The 20205-nt window shown below is 72.3% G+C and carries 23 protein-coding genes; 7 read left to right on the plus strand and 16 right to left on the minus strand.

Annotation, left to right across the window (positions count from 1 at the left end; genetic code table 11):
• Nucleotides 1-2: 2 nt before the first annotated feature.
• From ASD06_RS01635 to ASD06_RS01645, 3 genes are all read right to left on the minus strand, one after another.
• Entirely contained in the window at nucleotides 3-1343 is a 1341-nt protein-coding gene (locus ASD06_RS01635) for an ABC transporter substrate-binding protein (RefSeq protein ID WP_056672268.1), read from the minus strand.
• 67 nt (nucleotides 1344-1410) lie between these two features.
• Nucleotides 1411-3699 carry a family 43 glycosylhydrolase gene (locus ASD06_RS01640; protein WP_056672269.1) on the minus strand — a complete coding sequence of 763 codons (2289 nt, stop codon included), beginning with the start codon at nucleotides 3697-3699 and terminating at the stop codon, nucleotides 1411-1413.
• A gap of 12 nt (nucleotides 3700-3711) precedes the next feature.
• Nucleotides 3712-5292 (minus strand): alpha-N-arabinofuranosidase, encoded by a 1581-nt coding sequence (locus ASD06_RS01645; protein ID WP_235502171.1) that lies wholly within the window; start codon nucleotides 5290-5292, stop codon nucleotides 3712-3714.
• A 114-nt stretch (nucleotides 5293-5406) separates the two neighbouring features.
• On the opposite strand from ASD06_RS01645, the gene ASD06_RS01650 reads away from it, so the two are divergent.
• A complete protein-coding gene (locus tag ASD06_RS01650; protein ID WP_235502172.1) occupies nucleotides 5407-6414 on the plus strand; it encodes a LacI family DNA-binding transcriptional regulator in 1008 nt (335 codons plus the stop codon).
• Between the two features lie 4 nt (nucleotides 6415-6418).
• On the opposite strand, the gene ASD06_RS01655 is transcribed toward ASD06_RS01650, so the two are convergent.
• Nucleotides 6419-7423, minus strand: a complete 1005-nt coding sequence (locus ASD06_RS01655) for a YeiH family protein (RefSeq protein ID WP_056672274.1) — start codon at nucleotides 7421-7423, stop codon at nucleotides 6419-6421.
• Between the two features lie 99 nt (nucleotides 7424-7522).
• On the opposite strand from ASD06_RS01655, the gene crcB (ASD06_RS01660) reads away from it, so the two are divergent.
• Together crcB (ASD06_RS01660) and crcB (ASD06_RS01665) are read left to right on the plus strand one after the other, a co-directional pair.
• The gene (crcB, locus tag ASD06_RS01660) at nucleotides 7523-7966 is read left to right on the plus strand and encodes a fluoride efflux transporter CrcB (protein WP_056672275.1); all 444 of its coding nucleotides are present in this window, start codon (nucleotides 7523-7525) and stop codon (nucleotides 7964-7966) included.
• A complete protein-coding gene (gene crcB / locus ASD06_RS01665; protein WP_056672277.1) occupies nucleotides 7963-8346 on the plus strand; it encodes a fluoride efflux transporter CrcB in 384 nt (127 codons plus the stop codon). Before crcB (ASD06_RS01660) ends, crcB (ASD06_RS01665) begins: the two co-directional genes overlap by 4 nt.
• Here the strand turns inward: crcB (ASD06_RS01665) and ASD06_RS19075 are convergent.
• The 5 genes from ASD06_RS19075 to ASD06_RS01690 are packed head-to-tail and all read right to left on the minus strand — an operon-like array spanning nucleotide 8339 to nucleotide 12893.
• Entirely contained in the window at nucleotides 8339-8791 is a 453-nt protein-coding gene (locus tag ASD06_RS19075; RefSeq protein ID WP_056672279.1) for a universal stress protein, read from the minus strand. The two genes, crcB (ASD06_RS01665) and ASD06_RS19075, sit on opposite strands and share 8 nt — an antisense overlap.
• A gap of 53 nt (nucleotides 8792-8844) precedes the next feature.
• Nucleotides 8845-9831, minus strand: coding sequence for an SRPBCC family protein (locus tag ASD06_RS01675; RefSeq protein ID WP_056672281.1), 987 nt, complete (start codon nucleotides 9829-9831; stop codon nucleotides 8845-8847).
• A gap of 32 nt (nucleotides 9832-9863) precedes the next feature.
• The gene (locus ASD06_RS01680) at nucleotides 9864-10208 is read right to left on the minus strand and encodes a helix-turn-helix transcriptional regulator (RefSeq protein WP_056672283.1); all 345 of its coding nucleotides are present in this window, start codon (nucleotides 10206-10208) and stop codon (nucleotides 9864-9866) included.
• 58 nt (nucleotides 10209-10266) lie between these two features.
• Complete coding sequence (locus tag ASD06_RS01685; protein WP_200941788.1) at nucleotides 10267-10926, minus strand: response regulator; 660 nt, start codon at nucleotides 10924-10926, stop codon at nucleotides 10267-10269.
• Entirely contained in the window at nucleotides 10923-12893 is a 1971-nt protein-coding gene (locus ASD06_RS01690; RefSeq protein WP_157371431.1) for a sensor histidine kinase, read from the minus strand. The genes ASD06_RS01685 and ASD06_RS01690 overlap by 4 nt, the downstream gene beginning before the upstream one ends.
• Before the next feature lie 151 nt (nucleotides 12894-13044).
• Between ASD06_RS01690 and ASD06_RS01695 the strand changes: the two genes are divergently transcribed.
• The gene (locus ASD06_RS01695) at nucleotides 13045-13398 is read left to right on the plus strand and encodes a hypothetical protein (RefSeq protein WP_056672287.1); all 354 of its coding nucleotides are present in this window, start codon (nucleotides 13045-13047) and stop codon (nucleotides 13396-13398) included.
• Between the two features lie 109 nt (nucleotides 13399-13507).
• Nucleotides 13508-14152 (plus strand): dihydrofolate reductase family protein, encoded by a 645-nt coding sequence (locus ASD06_RS01700; protein ID WP_056672972.1) that lies wholly within the window; start codon nucleotides 13508-13510, stop codon nucleotides 14150-14152.
• 14 nt (nucleotides 14153-14166) lie between these two features.
• On the opposite strand, the gene ASD06_RS01705 is transcribed toward ASD06_RS01700, so the two are convergent.
• The 4 genes from ASD06_RS01705 to ASD06_RS01720 form a co-directional block, all read right to left on the minus strand.
• Nucleotides 14167-14760: a maleylpyruvate isomerase family mycothiol-dependent enzyme gene (locus ASD06_RS01705; RefSeq protein WP_056672289.1), complete on the minus strand. Its 594-nt coding sequence runs from the start codon at nucleotides 14758-14760 to the stop codon at nucleotides 14167-14169.
• Between the two features lie 76 nt (nucleotides 14761-14836).
• A complete protein-coding gene (locus ASD06_RS01710) occupies nucleotides 14837-15016 on the minus strand; it encodes a hypothetical protein (RefSeq protein ID WP_056672291.1) in 180 nt (59 codons plus the stop codon).
• A gap of 254 nt (nucleotides 15017-15270) precedes the next feature.
• Nucleotides 15271-15930 carry a response regulator transcription factor gene (locus ASD06_RS01715; protein WP_056672294.1) on the minus strand — a complete coding sequence of 220 codons (660 nt, stop codon included), beginning with the start codon at nucleotides 15928-15930 and terminating at the stop codon, nucleotides 15271-15273.
• The gene (locus tag ASD06_RS01720; RefSeq protein WP_162248024.1) at nucleotides 15927-17135 is read right to left on the minus strand and encodes a sensor histidine kinase; all 1209 of its coding nucleotides are present in this window, start codon (nucleotides 17133-17135) and stop codon (nucleotides 15927-15929) included. The genes ASD06_RS01715 and ASD06_RS01720 overlap by 4 nt, the downstream gene beginning before the upstream one ends.
• 192 nt (nucleotides 17136-17327) lie before the next feature.
• On the opposite strand from ASD06_RS01720, the gene ASD06_RS01725 reads away from it, so the two are divergent.
• On the plus strand, nucleotides 17328-18026 hold the full coding sequence (locus ASD06_RS01725) for a hypothetical protein (RefSeq protein ID WP_056672299.1): 699 nt from the start codon (nucleotides 17328-17330) through the stop codon (nucleotides 18024-18026).
• A gap of 31 nt (nucleotides 18027-18057) precedes the next feature.
• Here ASD06_RS01725 and ASD06_RS01730 read toward each other — a convergent pair whose 3' ends face one another.
• The 3 genes from ASD06_RS01730 to ASD06_RS01740 all read right to left on the minus strand — a co-directional run bounded on the left by ASD06_RS01730 (nucleotide 18058) and on the right by ASD06_RS01740 (nucleotide 19553).
• Nucleotides 18058-18336 carry a cupin domain-containing protein gene (locus tag ASD06_RS01730; RefSeq protein WP_056672301.1) on the minus strand — a complete coding sequence of 93 codons (279 nt, stop codon included), beginning with the start codon at nucleotides 18334-18336 and terminating at the stop codon, nucleotides 18058-18060.
• Nucleotides 18337-18488: 152 nt separating this feature from the next.
• Nucleotides 18489-19058, minus strand: coding sequence for a DUF488 family protein (locus tag ASD06_RS01735; RefSeq protein WP_235502174.1), 570 nt, complete (start codon nucleotides 19056-19058; stop codon nucleotides 18489-18491).
• A gap of 9 nt (nucleotides 19059-19067) precedes the next feature.
• Nucleotides 19068-19553 carry a hemerythrin domain-containing protein gene (locus tag ASD06_RS01740; protein ID WP_056672303.1) on the minus strand — a complete coding sequence of 162 codons (486 nt, stop codon included), beginning with the start codon at nucleotides 19551-19553 and terminating at the stop codon, nucleotides 19068-19070.
• 40 nt (nucleotides 19554-19593) lie between these two features.
• Here ASD06_RS01740 and ASD06_RS01745 point away from each other — a divergent pair, with 40 nt between their 5' ends.
• A complete protein-coding gene (locus ASD06_RS01745) occupies nucleotides 19594-20100 on the plus strand; it encodes a hypothetical protein (protein ID WP_082537575.1) in 507 nt (168 codons plus the stop codon).
• Nucleotides 20101-20205 lie beyond the last annotated feature (105 nt).

Here is a 20205-nt window from a genome sequence, read left to right on the forward strand (position 1 = left end):
GGTCAGGCCTCGAACTTCTTCTTGTTCGCCTCCATCAGCTGGGTCGCCTTGTCGGCGGCCGACTTCAGCGCGTCGGCGGGCTGCTTCTTGCCGAGCACCGCGTCGGCCACCGCGATCTCGAGCGTCTGGGCCTGCACGTCACCGAGCCCGGGCACCGGAGGCAGGAACCGCAGGTTCTGCACCTGCGCCGCGATCGGTCCTTGCACGGTGTCCTGCACCTTCGCGCTCTCGCGCACCGACTTGCGCGCCGGGATCATGCCGGCCCCTGCCCACTCAGCCGAGTGCTTGCTCATCCAGTCGATGAACGTCTTCGCGGCGTTGAGCTTGTTCTCCTCGCTGGTGGCCTGCCGCGTGATGTAGAAGTTGTGGGAGTTCGCCCAGGCGAGCGGCTGGCCGCCGATGTTCGGCAGGGGCGCCAGCGCGAACGGCAGCCCCGACGCCTTGAGGTCGTTGATCTGCCAGATGCCGTCCCACGTCGTGGCGAGCTTCTTGTTCTTGAAGCCGACGTACTGCGAGTCCTGGGCGACGTTGGTCGGGCTGTAGCCCTTCTGGACGATGTCGACCATCCACGTGAGTGCCTTGACGCCTGCGTCGGAGTCGAACGTGGCCTTGGCACCGTCCGGCGCGTAGGGCTCCCCACCGAACTGCCACAGCAGCGACAGGAACATCAGGTGCGCCGGCCAACGGCTCGGCATCCAGAACGGGTACGTGATGCCGGCCGACTTCAGCTTGGCCAGGGCGTCCTGCATGGAGGCGTCGTCCGTGGGCGCCTCGCTGATGCCCGCCTGCTTGAACATGTCGGTGTTGTAGTACTGCGCGAGCGAGTGGACGTCGAGCGGGATCCCGTACCGCTTGCCCTTGTAGATACCGGCGTCCCAGACCTCCTTCGGGAAGTCGTCCGCGGTCAGGCCCAACGACGTGGCGAGGTCGTCGATGGGCACGATGACGTTGCGGGCGGCGTTGGTGGCCAGCTGGTCGAGGTGCATGGCACCGACGTCCGGGCCCTTGCCGGCCTGCACCGCAGCGGGGACGCGCTGGTAGTACTGCGCCCACTCGACGGTGTTGGACGTGATGGTGATCTTCGGGTGGTCCTTCATGAACTGCTCGACCATCTTCTTCATGAACGGGCCGTCACCACCGGTGAAGCCGTTCCAGTACGACAGCGTGATCGCCGGACCGTCGTAGGTGCCCTTGAAGGTGCTGCCGGCCGCCTTGCCACCGGCGGTGTCACTGGCCGACTTGCCTCCCCCGCAGGCGCTCAGCAGCGCGCCGGTCGCGACGGCTCCGCCTAGCGTGATGAAGCGACGACGGCTGAAGCCGTCGGGGGTGATGAGCTCGGACATGGTGGGTGCCTCTCTCGGGGTGAGGGTTGCCGCTCAGGGGTGCAGACGGGTCGGGGGTGCAGACGGGTCAGCGGTACAGACGGAAGTAGTCGAAGTCGTTCGTGGCGCCGGTGCCGCCCTGCGAGACCAGGCCGACGCGCAGCTGGGATCCGGCCGGCAGCGCCCAGACGCCGCCGCGCACCCATGGGTCACCCGGGCGCCGGCTCCACGCGCGCAGCAGGTGCTCTCCCGTGGCGGGGTCGACGTGGTGGGTGATCCGCAGAAGCGTCGTGGTGTCGGGCGGCCCGACGATCGTGCCGCCGTACGAGAGGCGACCTGCGTACGGCATCTCCTTGCCGAACTCGGTCTGCCGGGTGTTCCAGATCGCGACGTGCGACAGCCGGACGAACAGGTCGTCGTCGACGTACACGACCAGCCCGCCCTGCTCGAAGTTGCGGACGTCGTCGGTGCCGAGGTCGTTGGTCACCTGGGTCTGGATGGTCCAGTCGCCGGCGCCGGGATCGCGCAGCAGCACGCCGGCGTCGTTGCTCGTGCCGGTCAGGTCCGCCGCCTCGGTAGGCCAGCGCAGCATCCCGTCGACCACCGTGGCGGCCGGGTCCTCGCGCACCCACGACCAGCCCGGCGCGAGAGCACCGCCGGTGAACTCGTCGCTCGCCGAGGGGTCGAGCCGGCTCGGGACGTCGTCGCGCACCGGGCGGGTCACCGGGCGCGACGCGCGGTTCACGCTGAGGTTGTCGACGACGGCACCCGCGGCGTCGGCGACCACGGCAGCGCGCGGGCCGGGGTCGGCCCGCAGCACCAGCGTCAGGTCGGCCAGGGGGTCACCCAGCCGGGCTGAGCTGAGCTGCGCGTGGGCCGTGCGGCGCCGGACGTCGAGGGCCAGCGAGTGCCACCTCGCGAGGTCGGCCCCGGCGGGCAGGACGGCGGTCTGCGAGCGCACGACCCGGCCGGCCCGGCGCTCTTGCAGCACGAGCCGGTGCGTCTTCGGCTGCACGGTGGCGACGACGCCGTCGCGGGCTCGCGGGTCACCGACCGCCAGGCCGACGGCCGCGCCGCCACTGCGGACGTCGGCCTCGACCCGCACGTCACCGCCCACCGAGCGCCGGCTCACCAGAGCGGCCGGCCCCTGCGAGTGAGCAGCGCGGCCGGACTGCGCGTCGGCGACGGAAGTCCAGCTACCCACGGCGGCCCACCCGGACGGCGGCACCGTGCCGTCGTCGAGGCTACGCACCCCGCCGGTGGCCGGCGGGGGCTGCGGGGTCGCGCTCGGGCCGGCACCGGCGCGCGTGGTCGGCCAGCCGCCGATCCAGTCGAGCCGGTCGAGCAGCATGGGCCGCCGGTTGATGCCGTCCGTGCCGTCGAGGTAGGGCGTGCCGCGGTCGATCGCGTGGTAGGCGATCCAGTCCTGGCCGGCGAGGTCGGTGACCACCGCGTTGTGACCGGCCCCGACCCAGCGGTTGCCGTTCTGCACCAACGCCGGCGTGCCACCTGCCCGGGACGCCGTCAGCGGGACGCCGTCGCGGTCGACGTACGGGCCGCGCAGGTCTCGAGACCGGCCGACCTGCACGCTGTACCCGGTGGTTGGGCCAGCGCAGCAGTTCGCGGTGGAGGCGAACAGGTACCAGTAACCGTTCTTGCGGACGACGTACGCGCCCTCGAACTTGTTGTCGATGGCGACGCGCGTGGCGTCCCCGACCACGCGGGTGCCGTCGTCCGTGAGGCGCTGGACGAAGATGCCGCCGTAGTAGGAGCCGTAGAACAGCCACTGGCTGCCGTCGGTGTCGGTGACGGCTGACGGGTCGAAGGTCCACAGGAAGTTGCCTGGCTCCCCTGCGCCGCCGCGCCGCGGGCCGACGACCGGTGCGCCGCTGTCGGTCCACGGGCCGGCGGGCGTCGGCGCCGTGGCCAGGCCGACGGCGTTGTCGTTCGGCTCGTCGGTCGCCGTGGTCTCGGTGACGACGTAGTACATGCGGTACTGGCCGTCGACGTAACGGATGTCGGGCGCCCACAGCGCTGCACCGCGGGAGGTGTCGGCCCAACCGGGCACCGTCGCGTCGCTGAACGCGTCGCCCACGTACGTCCAGGTCACGAGGTCGGACGAGCGGGCGATGGGGATGCGGTGCGGCGTCTTCTCGCCTCCGCGCAGCGGGTCAGACGTCCCGTACGCGTACCAGTACCCGTCCTTGCCGCGGATGACTGAGGGGTCGGCGAACGTGTCGGCGAACGCCGCGCTCACCGGGTTGACGTAGCGATCGCCGCTGCGCGTTGGCGTCGACGCTGACGCCGGCGCGACGGTGGTTACCGCCAGCGCCGCGGCGCTCAGGACGGTCAGGACTGCGGGCAGGCCTTGTCGCACGGTGGACCTCGCTCAGCTCTGGGAGGACGCGAAGGTGGGGGTCGAGGTCTGGCTGGAGCTCGGCTGCAGGCGCAGCGCCGTCCAGGAGACCGGAGGCAGCACGGCCGCGAGCCGGCCGTCCTGCGTGCTGGCGTCACGGCCCTCGCGGGCGGTGACGCGATCGGGGTGCGCAGCGCTGTTCGTCGCCCGGACGTCGTCGTCAGCCAGGACGAGGTGCTCGACGAGCCGCAGCGCGCCGTGCGCGGCCTCGATACCGCGCAGGTCGACGTCGAGGGCGAGTGAGGAGCTGGTGCTGCGGTTGACCGCCAGCACCACGACCTCTCCGGTGGCCTCGTCGTAGGTGGCGACGGCGTCGAGTGCCGGCACCGGCCCGAACGCGGCCGTGTCGACCTGCGGGCCACGAGGTTCGACCCGCAGCACGGTGCCGCGGGCCAGCCGCGCGGTGTGCGCGAAGGGGTGGAAGATCGTCTGCCGCCAGGCCGTACCACCCGCCTCGGTGCGGATCGGTGCGATGACGTTCACCAGCTGGGCCTGGCAGGCGACACCGACGCGGTCGGCGTGGCGCAGCAGGGTGATGAGCAGGCTGCCCACGACCACGGCGTCCGCGGCGTTGAACTCGTCTTCGATGAGGTCTCGCGCGAACGTCCAGTCGAGGTTCTGCTGGCCCACGAACTTGGCCTGGTACCAGACGTTCCACTCGTCGAACGAGAGCTTGAGCCGCTTCGGACTGCGCAGCCGCGCGCCGACGCTGTCGGCCGTCGCCACCACGGCCGCGATGAACGCGTCCATGTCGACGGACGTCGCGAGGAACGACGCGAGGTCACCCTCACGCTCCTCGTAGTAGTCGTGCAGGCTGATGTAGTCGACGTGCTCGTACGTCTGCTCGAGCACCTCGCGCTCCCAGGCGCCGAAGGTAGGCATCTTCGAGTTGGAGCTGCCCACCGCCACGAGCTCGATGCGTGGGTCGACCATGCGCATGGCCTTCGCCGTCTCAGCGGCCAGGCGTCCGTACTCGTACGGCGTCTTGCGGCCCATCTGCCACGGGCCGTCGAGCTCGTTGCCGAGACACCACAACCGGATGTCGTGCGGGTCCTTGGCGCCGTGCGAACGCCGCAGGTCGGAGAAGTAGGTGCCTTCGGGGTGATTCGCGTACTCGATGAGGTCGACGGCCTCCTGGACCCCGCGCGTGCCGAGGTTCACCGCCATCATCGGCTCCACGTTCGTGCGGCGGGCCCACGTCATGAAGTCGTTGAGCCCCACGTCGTTCGGTTCGATCCCTCGCCAGGCGAGGTCGAGCCGCGTAGGGCGCTCCGCCCGCGGGCCGACGCCGTCCTCCCAGCGGTAGCTCGAGACGAAGTTGCCGCCGGGGTAGCGCACCACCGACACGCCCAGCTCGCGCGTGAGGTCGGCGACGTCCTGGCGGAAGCCCTCGGCGTCCGCCGTCGGGTGATCGGGCTCGTAGATGCCGGTGTAGACGCAGCGGCCCATGTGCTCGACGAAGGAGCCGAACAGCCGGCGGTCGACCGGGGCCACCACGAAGGCCGGGTCGAGCGCGAACCGCGCCGTGCCGAGCACGGCTCCTGAAGACCCCACGTCCGCTCCACTTCGTCGGGGATGTCGGATGTCGCCCATTCCTACCGGTCGTTTCCAACGTTGTAAAGACCTGAGGGCTAGGCTGGTGCGGTGCCGAGGTCCAGACGCGGGGTGGTGAGCCTGCGTCACGTCGCCGAGCGAGCAGGCGTCTCGATCAAGACGGTGTCGAACGTCGTCAACGGCTTCCAGCACGTCGCGCCGGCGACGCGCGAGCGCGTGCAGGCCGCCCTGGACGAGCTCAACTACCGCCCCAACCTGGCCGCCCGCCAGCTGCGCAGCTCGCGCACCGGCCTCATCGCCCTGGCGGTGCCGGAGATCGACAGTCCCTACTTCGCCGAGCTCGCGCGCCACGTCGTGCGGGCGGCCGAGGCGCGCGGGTGGACCGTGCTGGTCGACCAGACCGATGGCCTCGCCGACCGCGAGCGCCTCGTGATGGACGGCATCCGCAGCCACCTCATCGACGGGCTCATCTTCAGCCCCCTGGCCTCGGGGCGCGAGGAGCTGCTCACCCGCCGCGACAGCACCGCGATGGTGCTGCTCGGCGAGCGGGTCTTCGACGGACCGGTCGACCACGTGGCCATCGACAACGTGGCCGCGGCCCGCACCGCCGTCGAGCACCTGCTCGGGCTGGGACGACGCCGGGTGGCCGCCATCGGCGAGCAGCGCCGCGAGTCCGCCGGCACCGCTCGGCTGCGTGCCCGTGGCTACGCAGAAGCGTTGCGGGCCAACGACATCGAGCCCAACCGGGCGCTGGTGCGGTTTACCGACTCCTACCACCGCGCCGACGGCGCGGTGGCCATGGCCGACCTGCTGGACTCCGGGATCACTCCGGACGCAGTCTTCTGCTTCAACGACCTGATGGCGTTGGGCGCGTTGCGCGCCCTCGCCGAGCGCGGCGTGCGCGTGCCCGACGACGTGGCGGTGGTGGGGTTCGACGACATCGAGGACGGCCGCTTCAGCACACCGAGCCTCACCACCATCCGCCCGGACAAGCAGGCCATCGCCAGCCGCGCGGTCGATCTGCTCGCCGGCCGCCTCGACGGCTCCGACGCCGAGGGCCCGCACGAGGTGGAGGCGCCGTTCGAGCTGGTGGTGCGGGAGAGCACGGTCGGCGGCAGGTGACCGCTCACGCGCCGAGCAGCACGACTCCCCCGTAGGCGACGCCGGCCACAAGCACCCAGCTGATGAGGGCGAGCAGCAGGCTGCGTCCCGCCGTCCGGCGCAGGGTCGCGAGGTGGATGCCGGTCCCCAGACCCACCAGGGCGGCGGTGAGCAGCAGGTGCTGCGTCGTCTCGGCGACCGACAGCGCAGCGGGCGGCAGCATCCCGCTGCTGCGCAGGGCGATCGCGGCGAGGAAACCGACCACGAACAGCGGCACCAGGGGCGGGCGCCGGGTGGCCACGGCGTCGGCCGTGCGCCGGCTGCGCAGCACGCCCACCCCGAGCACCAGCGGTGCGAGCAGGACGACGCGGCTCAGCTTCACCACCACGGCGGCGGTGAGCGCACCCGGCACCTGGCTCGCGGTCGCGACGGTCTGGCCGACGTCGTGCACGCTGGCGCCCGTCCAGGTGCCGAAGGCCGCGACGTCCAGGCCGAGCGGCCCGCGCAAGGCTGGGAGCAGGAAGATCGCGATGCTGCCGCACAACGTCACCAGAGCGACCGCCACGGCGGCGTCGTCGTCGTCGCCGTCGGCCACCTCCTTCATGGCGGCGACGGCCGAGGCCCCGCAGATGGCGAAGCCGGTCGCGACGAGCAGGGCTCGCGGGCCCGGGACGCCGATCCAGCGCCCCACGAGCCGCGTCCCGGTGAAGGTGACGGCGACCGTGACCACGACGACCGCGAGCCCGACCCCGCCGAGCCTCGCCAGCTGGCCGAGGGCGAGCTGCAGGCCCAGCAGCACCACGGCCACGCGCAGCAGGCGGTGCGCGGCGAACCGTGTCCCGTCGTGGAACGGCGCCCAGTGCAGGCCCAGGTTCGCCACCAGCGCACCGAGCACCACGGCGGCCGTGGCCGAGTTGATGCCCGGCAGCGCCCACGTCACCGCGTACGCGACGAGCGTCAGCACCGCGACGAGCCCCAGCCCGGGAACGACGGCCAGCAGCCGACGAAGGGCTGATGACTGGTCCGGCACGGCACCTAGCCTGGGGGATCGCACCTCGGGTCGGCACAGCGGGGTGCGACCGCTCGGGTACGGTGGCGGCCGACGGCGCAGGGAGGGAAGGAGCAGCGCGTGAGCCACCCACCGCGTCGCGACGGCCCGGTGCTGCTCACCATCGGCGCGGGCGGCGCGCTCGGCTCGGCGGCCCGCTGGGCCCTGGCGCACGTCGCCCCGTCGGCGCCTGGCCACGTCCCGTGGGCGACCTTCGGGGTGAACGTCAGCGGGTGCCTGGCCCTCGGCGTCCTCATGGTGCTGGTGGTCGACGTGTGGCCGCCGCGGCGCTTCGTGCGCCCCTTCCTCGGCGTGGGAGTGCTCGGCGGGTACACGACCTTCTCGACCTACGCGCTCGAGACGCGGTCGCTGCTCGTCGACGGGCGGCCGGGCCTGGCCGCCGCGTACCTTCTGGGCTCACTGCTCGCCGGGCTGCTCGCGGTGTGGGTGGCGCTGACCCTCACCCGAGCCCTGGTCGTCCGGACCCGCCGCGCCCACCGGCGCCACCGAGGGGACGGCGCATGACGCTGCTGCTCGTGCTGGTCGGCGGCTTCGTCGGAGCACCGCTGCGCTACGTGATCGACCAGCACGTGCGGTCGCGGCAGGGGTCGGCCATGCCGTGGGGCACGCTCACCGTCAACGTGCTGGGCTCGCTCGTGCTGGGCGCGGTGGTGGGCGCGAGCACCGCGGCCGGGTGGCCGTCGTGGGTGGCGACCCTCGTCGGCACCGGGTTCTGCGGCGCGCTGACGACGTTCTCGACGTTCGGCTTCGAGACCGTGCGACTGGTCGAGGACGGCGCCGTGGGCAGCGCGCTGGTCAACGTCGTCGCCAGCCTGGCTGCGGGCCTTCTGGCCGCCTTCGGGGGCTGGGCGGCCGCGGCCGCGCTCGTCACGGCCGTCAGCTGAGCGCCGCCACGCGCGGCACGACCAGCACGGGTCGCGTGGCCGCGTGGCCGAGCAGCCGCTTGCTCACCGACGGGCTGACCAGGTGGCTGATGGCCGCACCCGGCCCCTCGCGCCGGCTCCCGACGACGACCATGAGCGCGTCGACCTCGTCGGCGACGCTGGCCAGCACCTCAGCCGGCTCGCCGTGCGCCTGCCGGTAGGTCCACGCCCCGGTGAAGTCCTTGAGCGCCTCGGCCGCCAACGCCCGCTCACCGGCGACGGCGGCCTGCGCGTCGTCCTCCCACGTGGCCGAGTCCGGGTCGACCGGGTAGTCCGACAGGTCGATGGCGTGCACGACGTGCACGTCGGCAGCGAGCCGCTGCGCCAGGTCGACCGCGAACCCCAGCGCGGCCCGGCTCGTGGGGTTGCGGTCGAAGCCGACGACCAGCGCGCAGCGGCTCCTCACGCTGCGACTGTAGCGCCGCAGCGTGAGGAGCCGGGGGCCGATCAGCGGGCCCGTCAGCCGGCGAGCACCGTGCGCTCGAGCCGCTCGTAGCTGGTCTCCATACCACCCACCATGCCGGTGCCCAGGACGATGTCGCGGGTCTGGGCGTCGGGGTAGGTGATCACGAGCGAGAGCAGCGTGCCGCCGTCCGTGGGTGTGAGGGTGAGCTCGTTGGTGGTGGCCGGTGCGTCGTCCGGGATGCCGTCGCCGTACATCCGCTCGGAGGTGACGGCGCGGTGCGGCGCGGCGATCTCGAGCACCTCCCCGGTGGACCCGAAGGTCGCTCCCCCGTCGTCCTGGCGCCACTCGTAACGGTAGGTCTGGCCGACCTCGGTGCCGGTCTCGCACGTCGGCATGGACCAGCCGTCCGGCCCGAGCAGCCACTGCTGCAGCAGCTTCGGGTCGTGGTGGGCGTCCCACACCTGCTGCACCGAGCCGCGGATGACCCGGGCGACGCGTACCTGGGTGTCGCTGAGCACCTGGGCCGCGGCCGGCAGGTCGGCGGCGAACGTGTGCAGGTCGGCGAGCACGTCGTCGATCTGGCCCATGGCCTGGCGCATGCCCTCCTCCATGCCCATGCCGACCAGCTGCTCGAGCTCGGCCATGCTGGCGAAGTACGTGGTGGTGGTGAGCCGCGAACCGCCTGGGGTGGCTTCGAACGCGAAGGTCATGCGCATCGAGGGCAGGTCGTTGTTGGGCGTGCCGTCGGCGTGGGCGAAGCCGTCGCGCACCTCGAAGGAGAACGGCGCCTTGACGTCGAGGAACTCCCAGTAGCCGCGCGAGACGTCTCCCTCCGGGCCGGTCATCGCGTACGCCGAGCGGCCGCCGACGTACATGTCGTGCCGGGTGAACGTCGCCGGGTACGTCGGCGGCCCCCAGAACCTCTCGAGCTGGCGCGGGTCGGCGTAGGCGTCCCAGAGGCGTTCCAGGGGGGCGGCGAAGTCCGCGACGACGGTCATCGTCAGGGCTTCGGGGTCTTGGTGGACGGACGTGACGGGCATGGCGGTGGTCCTCTCGTGGTGAACGTCGTGGCTCAGTGGTCGTCGTCGGCGAGCAGCGCGTCGAGGCGCGAGATGCGCTCTCTCCAGAGCTGCTCGTAGGAGTCCAGGAGCGCCTGGGCGCGCTGGATGGCGGTCGGGTTGCCGCGCACCAGGCGCTCACGACCCTGCGGTTCCTTGGTCACCAGGCCCGCCCTCTCCAGCACCGCCACGTGCTTCTGCACGGCCGCGAACGACATGTCGTAGTCCTGCGCGAGCGCCGAGACCGTCGCCTCGCTCATGAGAGTGCGGCGGACGATGTCGCGCCGGGTGGCGTCAGCGAGGGCCCGGAAGATCCGGTCGACCTCGGCGTCGGTGAGCTCGCGCTGATCTACAACCATGTGGTTGTACGTTAGTGACCGAACCTCAGCGCGTCAAGACCCCGAGCTGCCCCGAGGACTACTGCACCAGACCGGCGTCGCGCGCAGCGATGGCGAGCGCCGTCCGGTCAGGCGCGCCCAGCTTGCCCATAGCGGACGACACGAGGTTCCGCACTGTCTTGGGACTCAGGTAGAGCTGGTCGGAGATGGCGGGGTTGGCGAGCCCCTTCCCGACGAGTGCAACGACCTCGCGCTCACGCTCGCTCAGCTGCGGCAACGGCGCGGGCCGCACCTCGTCGCAGGCGAGGAACGTGGAGCGAACCCGGCCGGCCACGGCCGCGCTCGTGACGAAGCCGCCGGACGCCACGGTCCGCAGGGCCGCCACGACCTCCTGCTGCCCCACGCCCTTCACGAGGTACCCGGCTGCGCCGGCACGCAGGGCAGCGGCCAGCGTCGCGTCGTCCTCGAGCATCGTGAGCATGAGGACGGCGCAGCCCGGGGCGGCCGCGCGGATGCGTGGGATCGCCACGATGCCGCCGTCGCTCGGCATGTCGATGTCGAGGACGACGACGTCCGGAAGGCACGTGGCGGCGAGTCCGACAGCGTCGTCCGTCGTGGCGGCCTCCCCCACGACGTCGATCCCACCCACCGAGCCCAGCAGCAGCCGCAACCCCTCCCGGAAGATGGGGTGGTCGTCGGCCACCATGACGCGCAGCCCGTGGTGACTCGGCTCGCTCACGCGCACTCCCTCACCGGTAGTCGCGCCAGCACCCTCGTGCCGCCCAGCGGTGAGACCCCGAGTCGGCAGACGCCGCCGAGCTCGCTCGCGCGGACGGCCATGGACTCCAGACCGACACCGCGACCGCCGTAGTCGACCCCGGGCGGCCCGCTGCCGTCGTCGTCGACGATCACCGTGAGCACCTGCCCGTCCAACGCCAACCGCACCTCACACCGATGGGCGTTCGCGTGTCGGCGCACGTTGGTGACGGCCTCGAGCACGATCCGCATCGCCGCCACCTCGACGGCCGGCGGAAGGTCAGGGAGGGGGTCGTTCATCACGTGCACGACAGGGTGCCCGTCGACCACGTGCACCTCTCGCCGGATCGCCTCGACCAACCCGTGCGACTCCAACGTCGACGGCCGCAGCCCGTCGACGACGCGCCTGACCTCCGCCGTCGCCTGGCCGGCGAGCTCGCTCAGGCGCGTCAGCACCGTCTCGGCGGCCGGCGGGTCGCTGCGCACGAGGTTGTGCGCAGCGTGCGCGGCGAGCGTGATGCCACCCAGCGTGGGGCCGAGGCCGTCGTGCAGGTCGCGGTGCAGTCGCGAGCGCTCGGACTCGCGGGCGGCCACCACGCGCTCACGCGAGCGCTGCAGCTCGGCGGCGACCAGCCATCCGTCCAGCACCGGACCGAGCGCCATGGCGACATGGCCCAGTGCCCGCAGCTCGCGGGGTTCGGCGGGTTGGTCGCGTCCCGTGCACAGGGCACCGACCACGCGTCCCCCGTACTCCACGGGGGTGGTGACCGAGTGGCCGGCGACCTCGGTGCCAGCTCGGGCCACCACGGTGGGCGGCCCGTCATCAGGCATGGCGAGCAGCTCGACGCACGGCGCACGGAACGCCGCCGCGACGGTGTCGACGACGGTCTGCGGCGCGTGCCGCAGCGACGGGCTCGAGCCCAGCTGCTGGGCCAGGTCCGCCAGCAGTCGTTGCGGCTCAGCCGATGCGCCCAACAACCACCGTCGGACGACGCGCTGGATCCGCGCCCGCACGGGGTCAGCGACGAGGGCGACGGCGACTGCCGCCACGAGAGCCGGCACCTGGACGGCACCACCAGCCACCTGGTGCGAGGCTGCGACGACGACGGCGAGGTACAGCGCCACCAGCACGGCCACGAGCAGGACGTACGCGAGCGTGCGCGTCACGAGCAGGTCGATGTCGTACAAGCCGTGACGGAGCACCGCGACACCAACCGAGACCGGCACGAGCAGCGGGAGGAAGGCCAGCGCCGCAGTGGCCAGGGGCCGCGGTAGGGCCGTCTGCAGCGGCTCGAACGCGACGATGACGACGACCGCACCGGCGAGCCACGCCACCTGCCCTCGGGTGCGGGCGTCACCGCGACGGGAGCGTGCGACGAGGCTCACCACCCCGCAGACCACGCACGCCGCGACCACCCCCACGAGGCCAACCGTCAGCGACGTCGGTACGCCGCTGCTCGGCAGCGCCTGAGCGGCCACGACAACCGTTCCCAGCACGGTGACGGCGACCCCAGCGAACAGGGCCGGCCGAAGCCGCGGCAGCGCCGCGCCGCCGGGGTAGACCAGCGGCAGCACGGTGAGGACGCACAGCAGCCCTGGCGCCCAGAGCCAGCCGTCGAGCCAGCTGACGACGGGCAGGTCCGCGCGGTCGACCGCCGCCCGGTAGAGCAGCGAGGACGTCAGCAACGTCGCCGCCTGGGTCAGCCCCGGCACCTGGAGCACCGCGCCGACGACCGTGACCGGCGGCCGCGTCCGGTCGGCGATCACCGCCCCGACGTAGCCGAAGGTGAGCGCCCCGAACAGCTGGGCCAGCCAGGCGGTGGTGTGGCCGGGAGCCGGTCGGGCGCTCTCCCACGGTGCCACGGCGACCGCGACGACGACGAGCGCCACCGTGAGCAGCGCAGTGCCGTGCACCCACGTCCGACGACGGCTGCGGCTCAGGTCGCGCATGCGCCCCATCATCGGGGCTGTGGTGTCCTGGCGTCCGGAGTTCGGTGTCCCGAGGTGTTCGGGACACCCACCTCGTGACGGCGTGACGCCCGGCCCGGTTCGGTGTCCGTCATCACCACCGACCGTCATCGTCACGACCGAAGGAGCAGCCATGACCGCCAGCCCCGCACGCACCCCGATCCTCGTGGGCGTCGCCGCCACCGTCGTCCTGCTGATCACCGCCGCGCTGCTCACTCCCGACCAGAGCCCGATCCTGCCCATCGAGATCTCGCTCGTGCTGGTCGCCCTCACGGCGTGGTTCGCCGTGCGCGGCTCGCGTCTCTCGCTCGGCGCCGTCACGGTGTTCGCCGCTCTGCTGGTGCTTCTGAGCCTGCACATCATCACCGGGGACGCCGGCTCGTCGGGTGCCCGAGAGATCGTGCCGGACGTGCTGATCCTCGCCTCGACGGTGTTCGTCGCGATCCGCGGCGCCCTCGGCCTGGCTCGACAGCGCGTCCGCGCCTGACCGCCACGCCGAGGTCGGACACCCCCGACCTCGGCGTGGTCCTGCACCAGCGATGAGTTCGCGTGGCAGGGACGGTCATACTCTCGTTCCCACACGACAGGAGATGCCCGTGCCCCAGCTGCTCAAGGTCCAGAACTTCACCGTGTCGATGGACGGCGTCGGCGCCGGTGAGGACCAGACGCTCGAGCGACCGTTCGGTCACGTGGATCCCGGGCAGCTGATGTCCTGGGCGTTCCCGACCGCGAGCTGGCCGGGTCGACGAGATTCCGGCGGAACGCGCGGCCTGGACGACTGCATGGTGCGCGCCTTCCACCACAACATCGGTGCGGAGATCATGGGCCGCAACAAGTTCGGCCCCGTGCGCGGCCCGTGGGAGGACGACGACTGGCGCGGCTGGTGGGGTGACGAACCCCCGTTTCACACGCCGGTCTTCGTCCTCACGCACTACCCCCGGCCGTCGTTCTCGTTGTCGGACACGACGTTCCACTTCGTCGACGGCGAACCGGCCGACGTCCTCGCCCGGGCCCGCGAGGCGGCCGACGGAAAGGACGTTCGGCTCGGCGGCGGGGTGAGCACGATCCGCCAGTTCCTCGACGCCGACCTGGTCGACACGCTGCACGTCGCCGTGTCACCGGTGACGTACGGCTCGGGCCTGCGGCTGTGGGACTCCCCCGACGAACTCCTCGACCGATTCCACCGCGACGTCGTCCCCAGCCCGAGCGGCGTGACCCACCATCTGTACTGGCGACGCTGACGCCGGGTCGCGCCTCATCGGCGGGGCAGGCGCCGCCCGTCCGGGAGCGCTCGACCGCTGAGGAGGGCCACGAGCTCGCCGCTCTCGGCGCTGACGGTGTCACCGTCACCCCAGGCCCAGTCGGTGTCGGTTGCTGCCAGCCGGACGCCGCTCAGGTCGACGCCGAACCACGCGCCGTGCGAGGCCGTGAGCTGGTCGAGGACGTCGCGCACGGCCTCAGCCGGTGCGACCGGTCGCTCCCCGAGGGGGATCGTGACGTCGAGCGAGTGGATGACGGCGTGGCTGACCGCTCCGGCCACCCCGCCGCCCGGCGGCTGCCACCCGTGCAGGTCAGGCGACCGGAGCTGGCTCAGCAGCTCCTGCGTCGGCAGCGCGGCGTCTCGGGCGGCCACCGTGTTCGACAGGACGCCGAAGTCGCCCTGGGCCGCCGCCATCTCGGCTCCGAAGCGCTCTGGCGTCAGCCGCACGGGCATGGTCGCGTGCGCGACGACGTGCCGCGTCTGCCAGCCCTCGCACAGCGACGGCGCGTCCCAGCTGGCCGCCGAGCGCTCCAGGACGTCGGCGAGCCCGGAGTAGGTGTCGGCCACCCAGGCCTGTGAGCCGCTCATCGGCGTACCTCCAGAATGTGGGTTGCCAGATTCGCAAGCCCCTCCCGATACGGCAAGCGGGTAGGGCGCGGCGACCTCAGGGCGCGATGGACAGGAACAGGAAGACGCCGAACACAGCCATCAGCAGGCCCGGGTGGCCGGCCGCGAAGGAGACCTTGTCGGCCGCGACGCGCGTCGTCAGCGGGACGACGAATCTGACGCGGCACGTCGTCGCGCACGCCGGAATCCGCGCATGCAGCCGATGGCCGACCCACACCGAGGTCGCGCCCCCAGGTGGCGGCGAGCGTGACGGCGGCCAGCGCGGGCGCCGCGACGGGCCAGGAGCGAGCGAGGCGGGACGTCGCGGGAGGCGTCATACCCCACATTCTCAAACAGCCGGACGCGTCGCCGCGACCAGGCGACGGGTCCGGCCCACCGTTTCGAGCGGGCGGTCTACGTGCTGGTGGCGCTGCTCGGTGCGGTGCTGGCCGTCCGTGGTCTGGCCTCGCGTCCCTGACGGCTGCCGGTGCGTCACTCCTCGCGGGCTGACCCGGGCTGGACGACGCCGGTCTCGTAGGCGAGCACCACCGCCTGCACGCGGTCGCGCAGGTCGTACTTGGCGAGGATGCGACCGACGTGGGTCTTGACGGTGCCGGCGCTGAGGTAGAGCCGACTAGCGATCTCGTCGTTGGACAGACCGAGCGCCACGAGCCGCAGCACCTGCAGCTCGCGGTCGGTCAGTCGCTCGAGACGGCGTCCGTCGCCGGGCCTCGGAGCTGCCGTGAAGCGCTCGACGACGCGTCGGGTGATCGCCGGCGCGAGGAGCGTCTCGCCGCAGTGCGCCGCTCGTACGGCGTGCACGAGGTACTCGGGTGAGACCGTCTTGAGCAGGAACCCTGACGCTCCGGCGCGGAAGGCGTCGTAGACGTGCTCGTCGACATCGAACGTCGTGAGCATCACGACCTTGGCGCGGTGGGCCGTGGTGATCCGTCGCGTGGCCTCGATCCCGTTGCTGCCGGGCATCCGGACGTCCATGAGCACCACGTCCGGTGACGTACGGGCCACCAGCTCGGTCGCCTCGTCGCCGGTGCCCGCCTCGCCGGCGACCTCGATGTCGTCCTCGCTCGACAGGATGGCGCCGAAACCGCTGCGCACCAACGCCTGGTCGTCCGCGATCACGACGCGGATCACGAGACCTGCCCCAGCTGTCGCGCCTCGTCCGTCGGGAGCACGGCTCGCACGTGGAAGCCGCCGTCGGGGGACGGCCCGGCAACCAGTCGGCCGCCGTAGAGCTGCACTCTCTCGCGCATGCCGATCAGGCCGTGTCGGGCACCCTCGGGCAGCGGGTCCCCGCGCCGGCCCGGCTGTGGCGCACCGTTGGTCACGTCGATCCGCAGCTCGTCCTCAGCGGCGCGCACGGTGACGAGAGTCGCTGCGCCGGCGTGCTTCAGCGCGTTGGTCAGCGCTTCCTGCACGATCCGGTACGCCACCAGGTCGAGTCCCGGCGACAGCTCCTGAGCGGCCTCCGACGCATCGAGCGTCACGTCGAGCCCGGCCGCACGCACCTGAGCCACCAGCTCGCCGAGCTGACCCAGACCTGGTTGCGGCGCAAGGCCTTCGGCCGCACTACCGTCGTCGCGCAGCACGGTCAGCAGCCGGCGCAGCTCCTCGACCGCCGACCGGGCCGTGGCCTCGACCTCCAGCAGCGCGGCGCGTGCGGCGTCCGGCCGTCGGTCCATCAGCATCCGCGCGGCTCCGGCCTGCACACCCATGACGCTCACGCTGTGGGCGATGACGTCGTGCAGCTCTCTGGCGATGCGGCTGCGCTCGTCGGCGAGAGCGGCCGCAGTGGCCGCCTCGCTCTGTGCGACGAGCTGACGGGCGTCCCCCAGCACCCGCTCGGCGCCGTGGAACCGCGTCCGGACGACGTCGCCGACCACCCACGTGCCGAGGGCCACGAACAAGCCGAACAGCACCTCGCCGCTCGTCCGTTCCTGCGGGATGCGCACGTAGACGACGACCTGCGCGCCCATCACGAGCAGCAGGCTGGCCGCACGCCACCGCCGGCCGTACGCAGCGGCGCTGTAGTTGGCGATCACCATGGGCAGCAGGCCGGTGAGGAACGGCACATACGGCGTCACCACCAGCAGCTGGGTGACGATGCCGGCGCAGACTGCAGCCACCACCGCGAGCGGGAACCGGCGCCGCCACAGCAGGGACGCCGCGATCACGAGTGCGAGCGCTGCCCGGGCGACGCGGTCTCCGGACGGCGGAGCCCCGACGCCCCCGTCGTGCCAACCACCCCAGATCTGCCACTGGCCGATCACCACCAGGACGGCGCAGAGCGCTCTGTCACCCCAGGGGCGAAGTCGGCGAAGGCCCGGCGCAGCAGCCATGTCGCACACCGTACGCGTCGTGGGCGGCTGCGGCGTCTGCCTTGAGGCACATACCCATACGTCGTGCGGCGTACCCGGGACGGACGTAGTGGGGACTGCCGGCGTACCGGTGCTGCCGCGAGGGCCGACGACGCCGACCGGCACGCGGCACGACCGTGGAGCCGTCCCGTTCATCGCTCCTTGGAGGTCCTCATGACCCGTACCGATGCCACCGCCACCCGCCTGCGCCCGAGCCGTCCCGACGTCACCGGACGCCTGCTGCCGTTGTCCGGCGCCGCGTACACCGCGCTGCTGGTCGTCGCGGCCGCCGCCTTCCCGGCGCCGCCCGGAGGCGACGTCTCGCCCGCTGCCGACCCGTCGTGGCTGGCCGAGCACACCGGAGACGCCATCGCCCAGAGCTACGTGCGGGCGCTGGCCGCAGTCGCGTTCCTCGCGCTGACCGCCGCGGTCGTCACGGCGATCCGGCGCGCGCTGCCGCGGGAGTCGTCCCTCGGTCCCGTCGCCGTCGTCGGCGGGGCCCTCACCGGCGGTCTGGTGCTCGCGGCCCAAGGCACCGCGTTGGCTGCGGCGCTGTACGTTGACGCCGGCGGCGACGCGGCCGTCACCCAGGCCCTCGGCTCGCTGCAGAGCGGCCTGCTCGACGTGTCGGCTCTGCCCGCCGTCCTGCTCTTCGGGGCCGCTGGCATCGCCGGACTGCGCTCGGCGTTCGTCCCGCGCTGGTTGACGTGGCTGAGTCTCGCGGGAGTGCCGTTCGCACTCGTCGACGCCGGCAGCTACGACGGCGGTCCGCTGGAGGTCGTGGGGCTGCTCGGCCTGGCCTACTTCCTCGCCTGGAGCCTGCTCATGGGCGTCCGCCTCGCGATGGACCCCCGTGCAGCGTCGACCGACTGAGGCGCTGCCTCACCCCCTCAACCGCGGACCCTCAGACGACCTCGACCTCGACGAAGACGACGGTCACCTCGCCGTCGTTCGACACCTCGTGCTCGACGCCGGCGGAGCGGAAGTACGACGTGCCTGGCTCCATGGTGGTGCGCGTGACGCCGTCCGCGGACGTCATGACCAGCTCGCCCCCGCGCACGGGCACGACGACGTAGTCGAGGGCATGGCGGTGTGGCCCGGTGGTCTGGCCCGGGCCGATCGTCCAGGTGGTGACGCGGACGACGTCGTTGTCGATCGTGGTCTCGGACCTCGCCTGTTGCATGCCGTCTCCTTCGTCAGCCGGCCTGGTGCACGGGGCGGGCGCCACCCAACAGCGAACGCACCGGTCGGCGAGCGTCCCGACGCCCAACGTGCCCGTGCGATCCTCCTCGCCGCCAGCCTAGGCGGCGACCGCGCCCAGGCGGTGGTGTACGCCTACGAGACCGGGTTCGTCCGGCCGCCCGCCTGACCGTCCCAGACCAGGCGACCGCCGGGGCCTCCACGGGCGCCGTCACTCACGGGGTGCTCGACGAGCCGGCCGTCGTGCATGAGGTGCTCGACCCGGACGCCGCCCTCCACCGCGACGACGTCGCTGATGATCCGGCGGTGGCAGCGCCACCACACCGCTTCGGAGCACAGGATCGCCGTACGGCGCGTCTGCGCCTCCGCGAGCAGGTCGGCCAGGCCCGCGCGGAACTCCTCGCTGCGGGTCCAGCCGGCGTACGCGCGGAACGCCTTGACCTGCCACCAGGTATCGGGAGAGGCGGCGTCCTCGTCCTTGGTCAGCGAGCGCCGTCCGCCGAGCCGAGCGTCCTGCCGGTACGCGATGTCGACCTCGGCGGCCAGCTGCTCGACCGCTCCACGTGACGCGGCGGCGTTGCTGCGGCTGCCGGGGAAGCGGCGGACGTCGACGATCGCCTCGACACCCGCCGACTCGAGCAGGTCGGCGAGCTCCTCACGGTCGAGCCGGCCGTGCCCGAAGGTCAACATCGTGGACGTCGCCACTCCGGGGCCTCAGTGCGTGCGGGCGCGCTCGCACACCCAGCCGGTGGGGAGCGACCTGGTCGACACGAGGTCATTGAGCCGCGCAGCCGCGTCCGGGGCCAGCAGGCGCTCCGCGGCGGCGTAGACGATCGGCTCCTCCTTGGCGTTGTGCCGGTCGAGGAGGTCGAGCACGTGCTCCAGCTTGTGCTGCAACGCTTCTGGCTCCATGCCGTCGATGGTCGCACGATCCATCTCGTCCAGCGCGTCCCACAGCTCGCCGTGCTCCTTGAGCATGACGAGCACCGGAGCCATCAGCCCCTGCGCGCGCAACGGTGGGAAGAGGAACTCCTCCTCCAGGTAGATGTGCCGTCGCAGCGCGGTGAAGGACGTCGAGAGGCCCTCTGCCGCATCGGCGTCCTCGGGTGCCGCGAGGAAGGCCTCGATGCCGGCGTCGATCTCACGGTGCTCGCGCTCGAGGGCGCCGCGAAGGGTCTGGTGGTGCGGTTCACCGGTCACGCACCGAGTTTACACCGACGTTCCCGTGTAAACTCGGAGGGTGACCTCACACGCCTCCGCGACCACTCAGCCTGCGCCGCTCGACCTCCTCCCGCGCGATCCCTCATCCCGGACCCTCGTCGCGCTCGGTGTCGCGTGCGTCGTCGCGGGTGGCCTCGTCGCCGCAGTGACGTCGCCGCTCGACCTGGGTCACGGCAGCTGGGTCGCGGCCTACCTCGTGCTGGTCGGCGGCGTCGGACAGACCGCCATGGGCGTTGCCGGCCTGGTGACGCCCGGTGCGGAACGTCGGGCGTCGAGCGGCTGGGCGCAGGTCGGCACCTGGAACACCGGCAACGCGTTGGTGATCACCGGCACGCTGGTGACGCTCCCCCTGCTCGTGGACGTCGGTGGGCTGGCGTGCGTGGTGGCCCTGGCCATCGCCCTGCTGCGCTCGCGACGTCTGCACGGCACCCTCGGGACGTGGACCTACCGAGGGGTGCTCGCCGTCCTGCTCGTCAGCGTGCCGGTCGGCCTGGTGCTGGCTCACCTGCGCGCCGCCAGAGCGTGACCGCATCTCGCGAGGCGCATGCGATGTCCTGAACTGTCGATGCTTTTCGGTCGACCTGGCCCTCGACGCTCGTCACCGGACGTCGGCCTTGGTTGTGTAGCCCTG

The organism is Angustibacter sp. Root456 (assembly GCF_001426435.1).
In the GTDB taxonomy this organism is placed as follows: Bacteria; Actinomycetota; Actinomycetes; order Actinomycetales; family Angustibacteraceae; genus Angustibacter.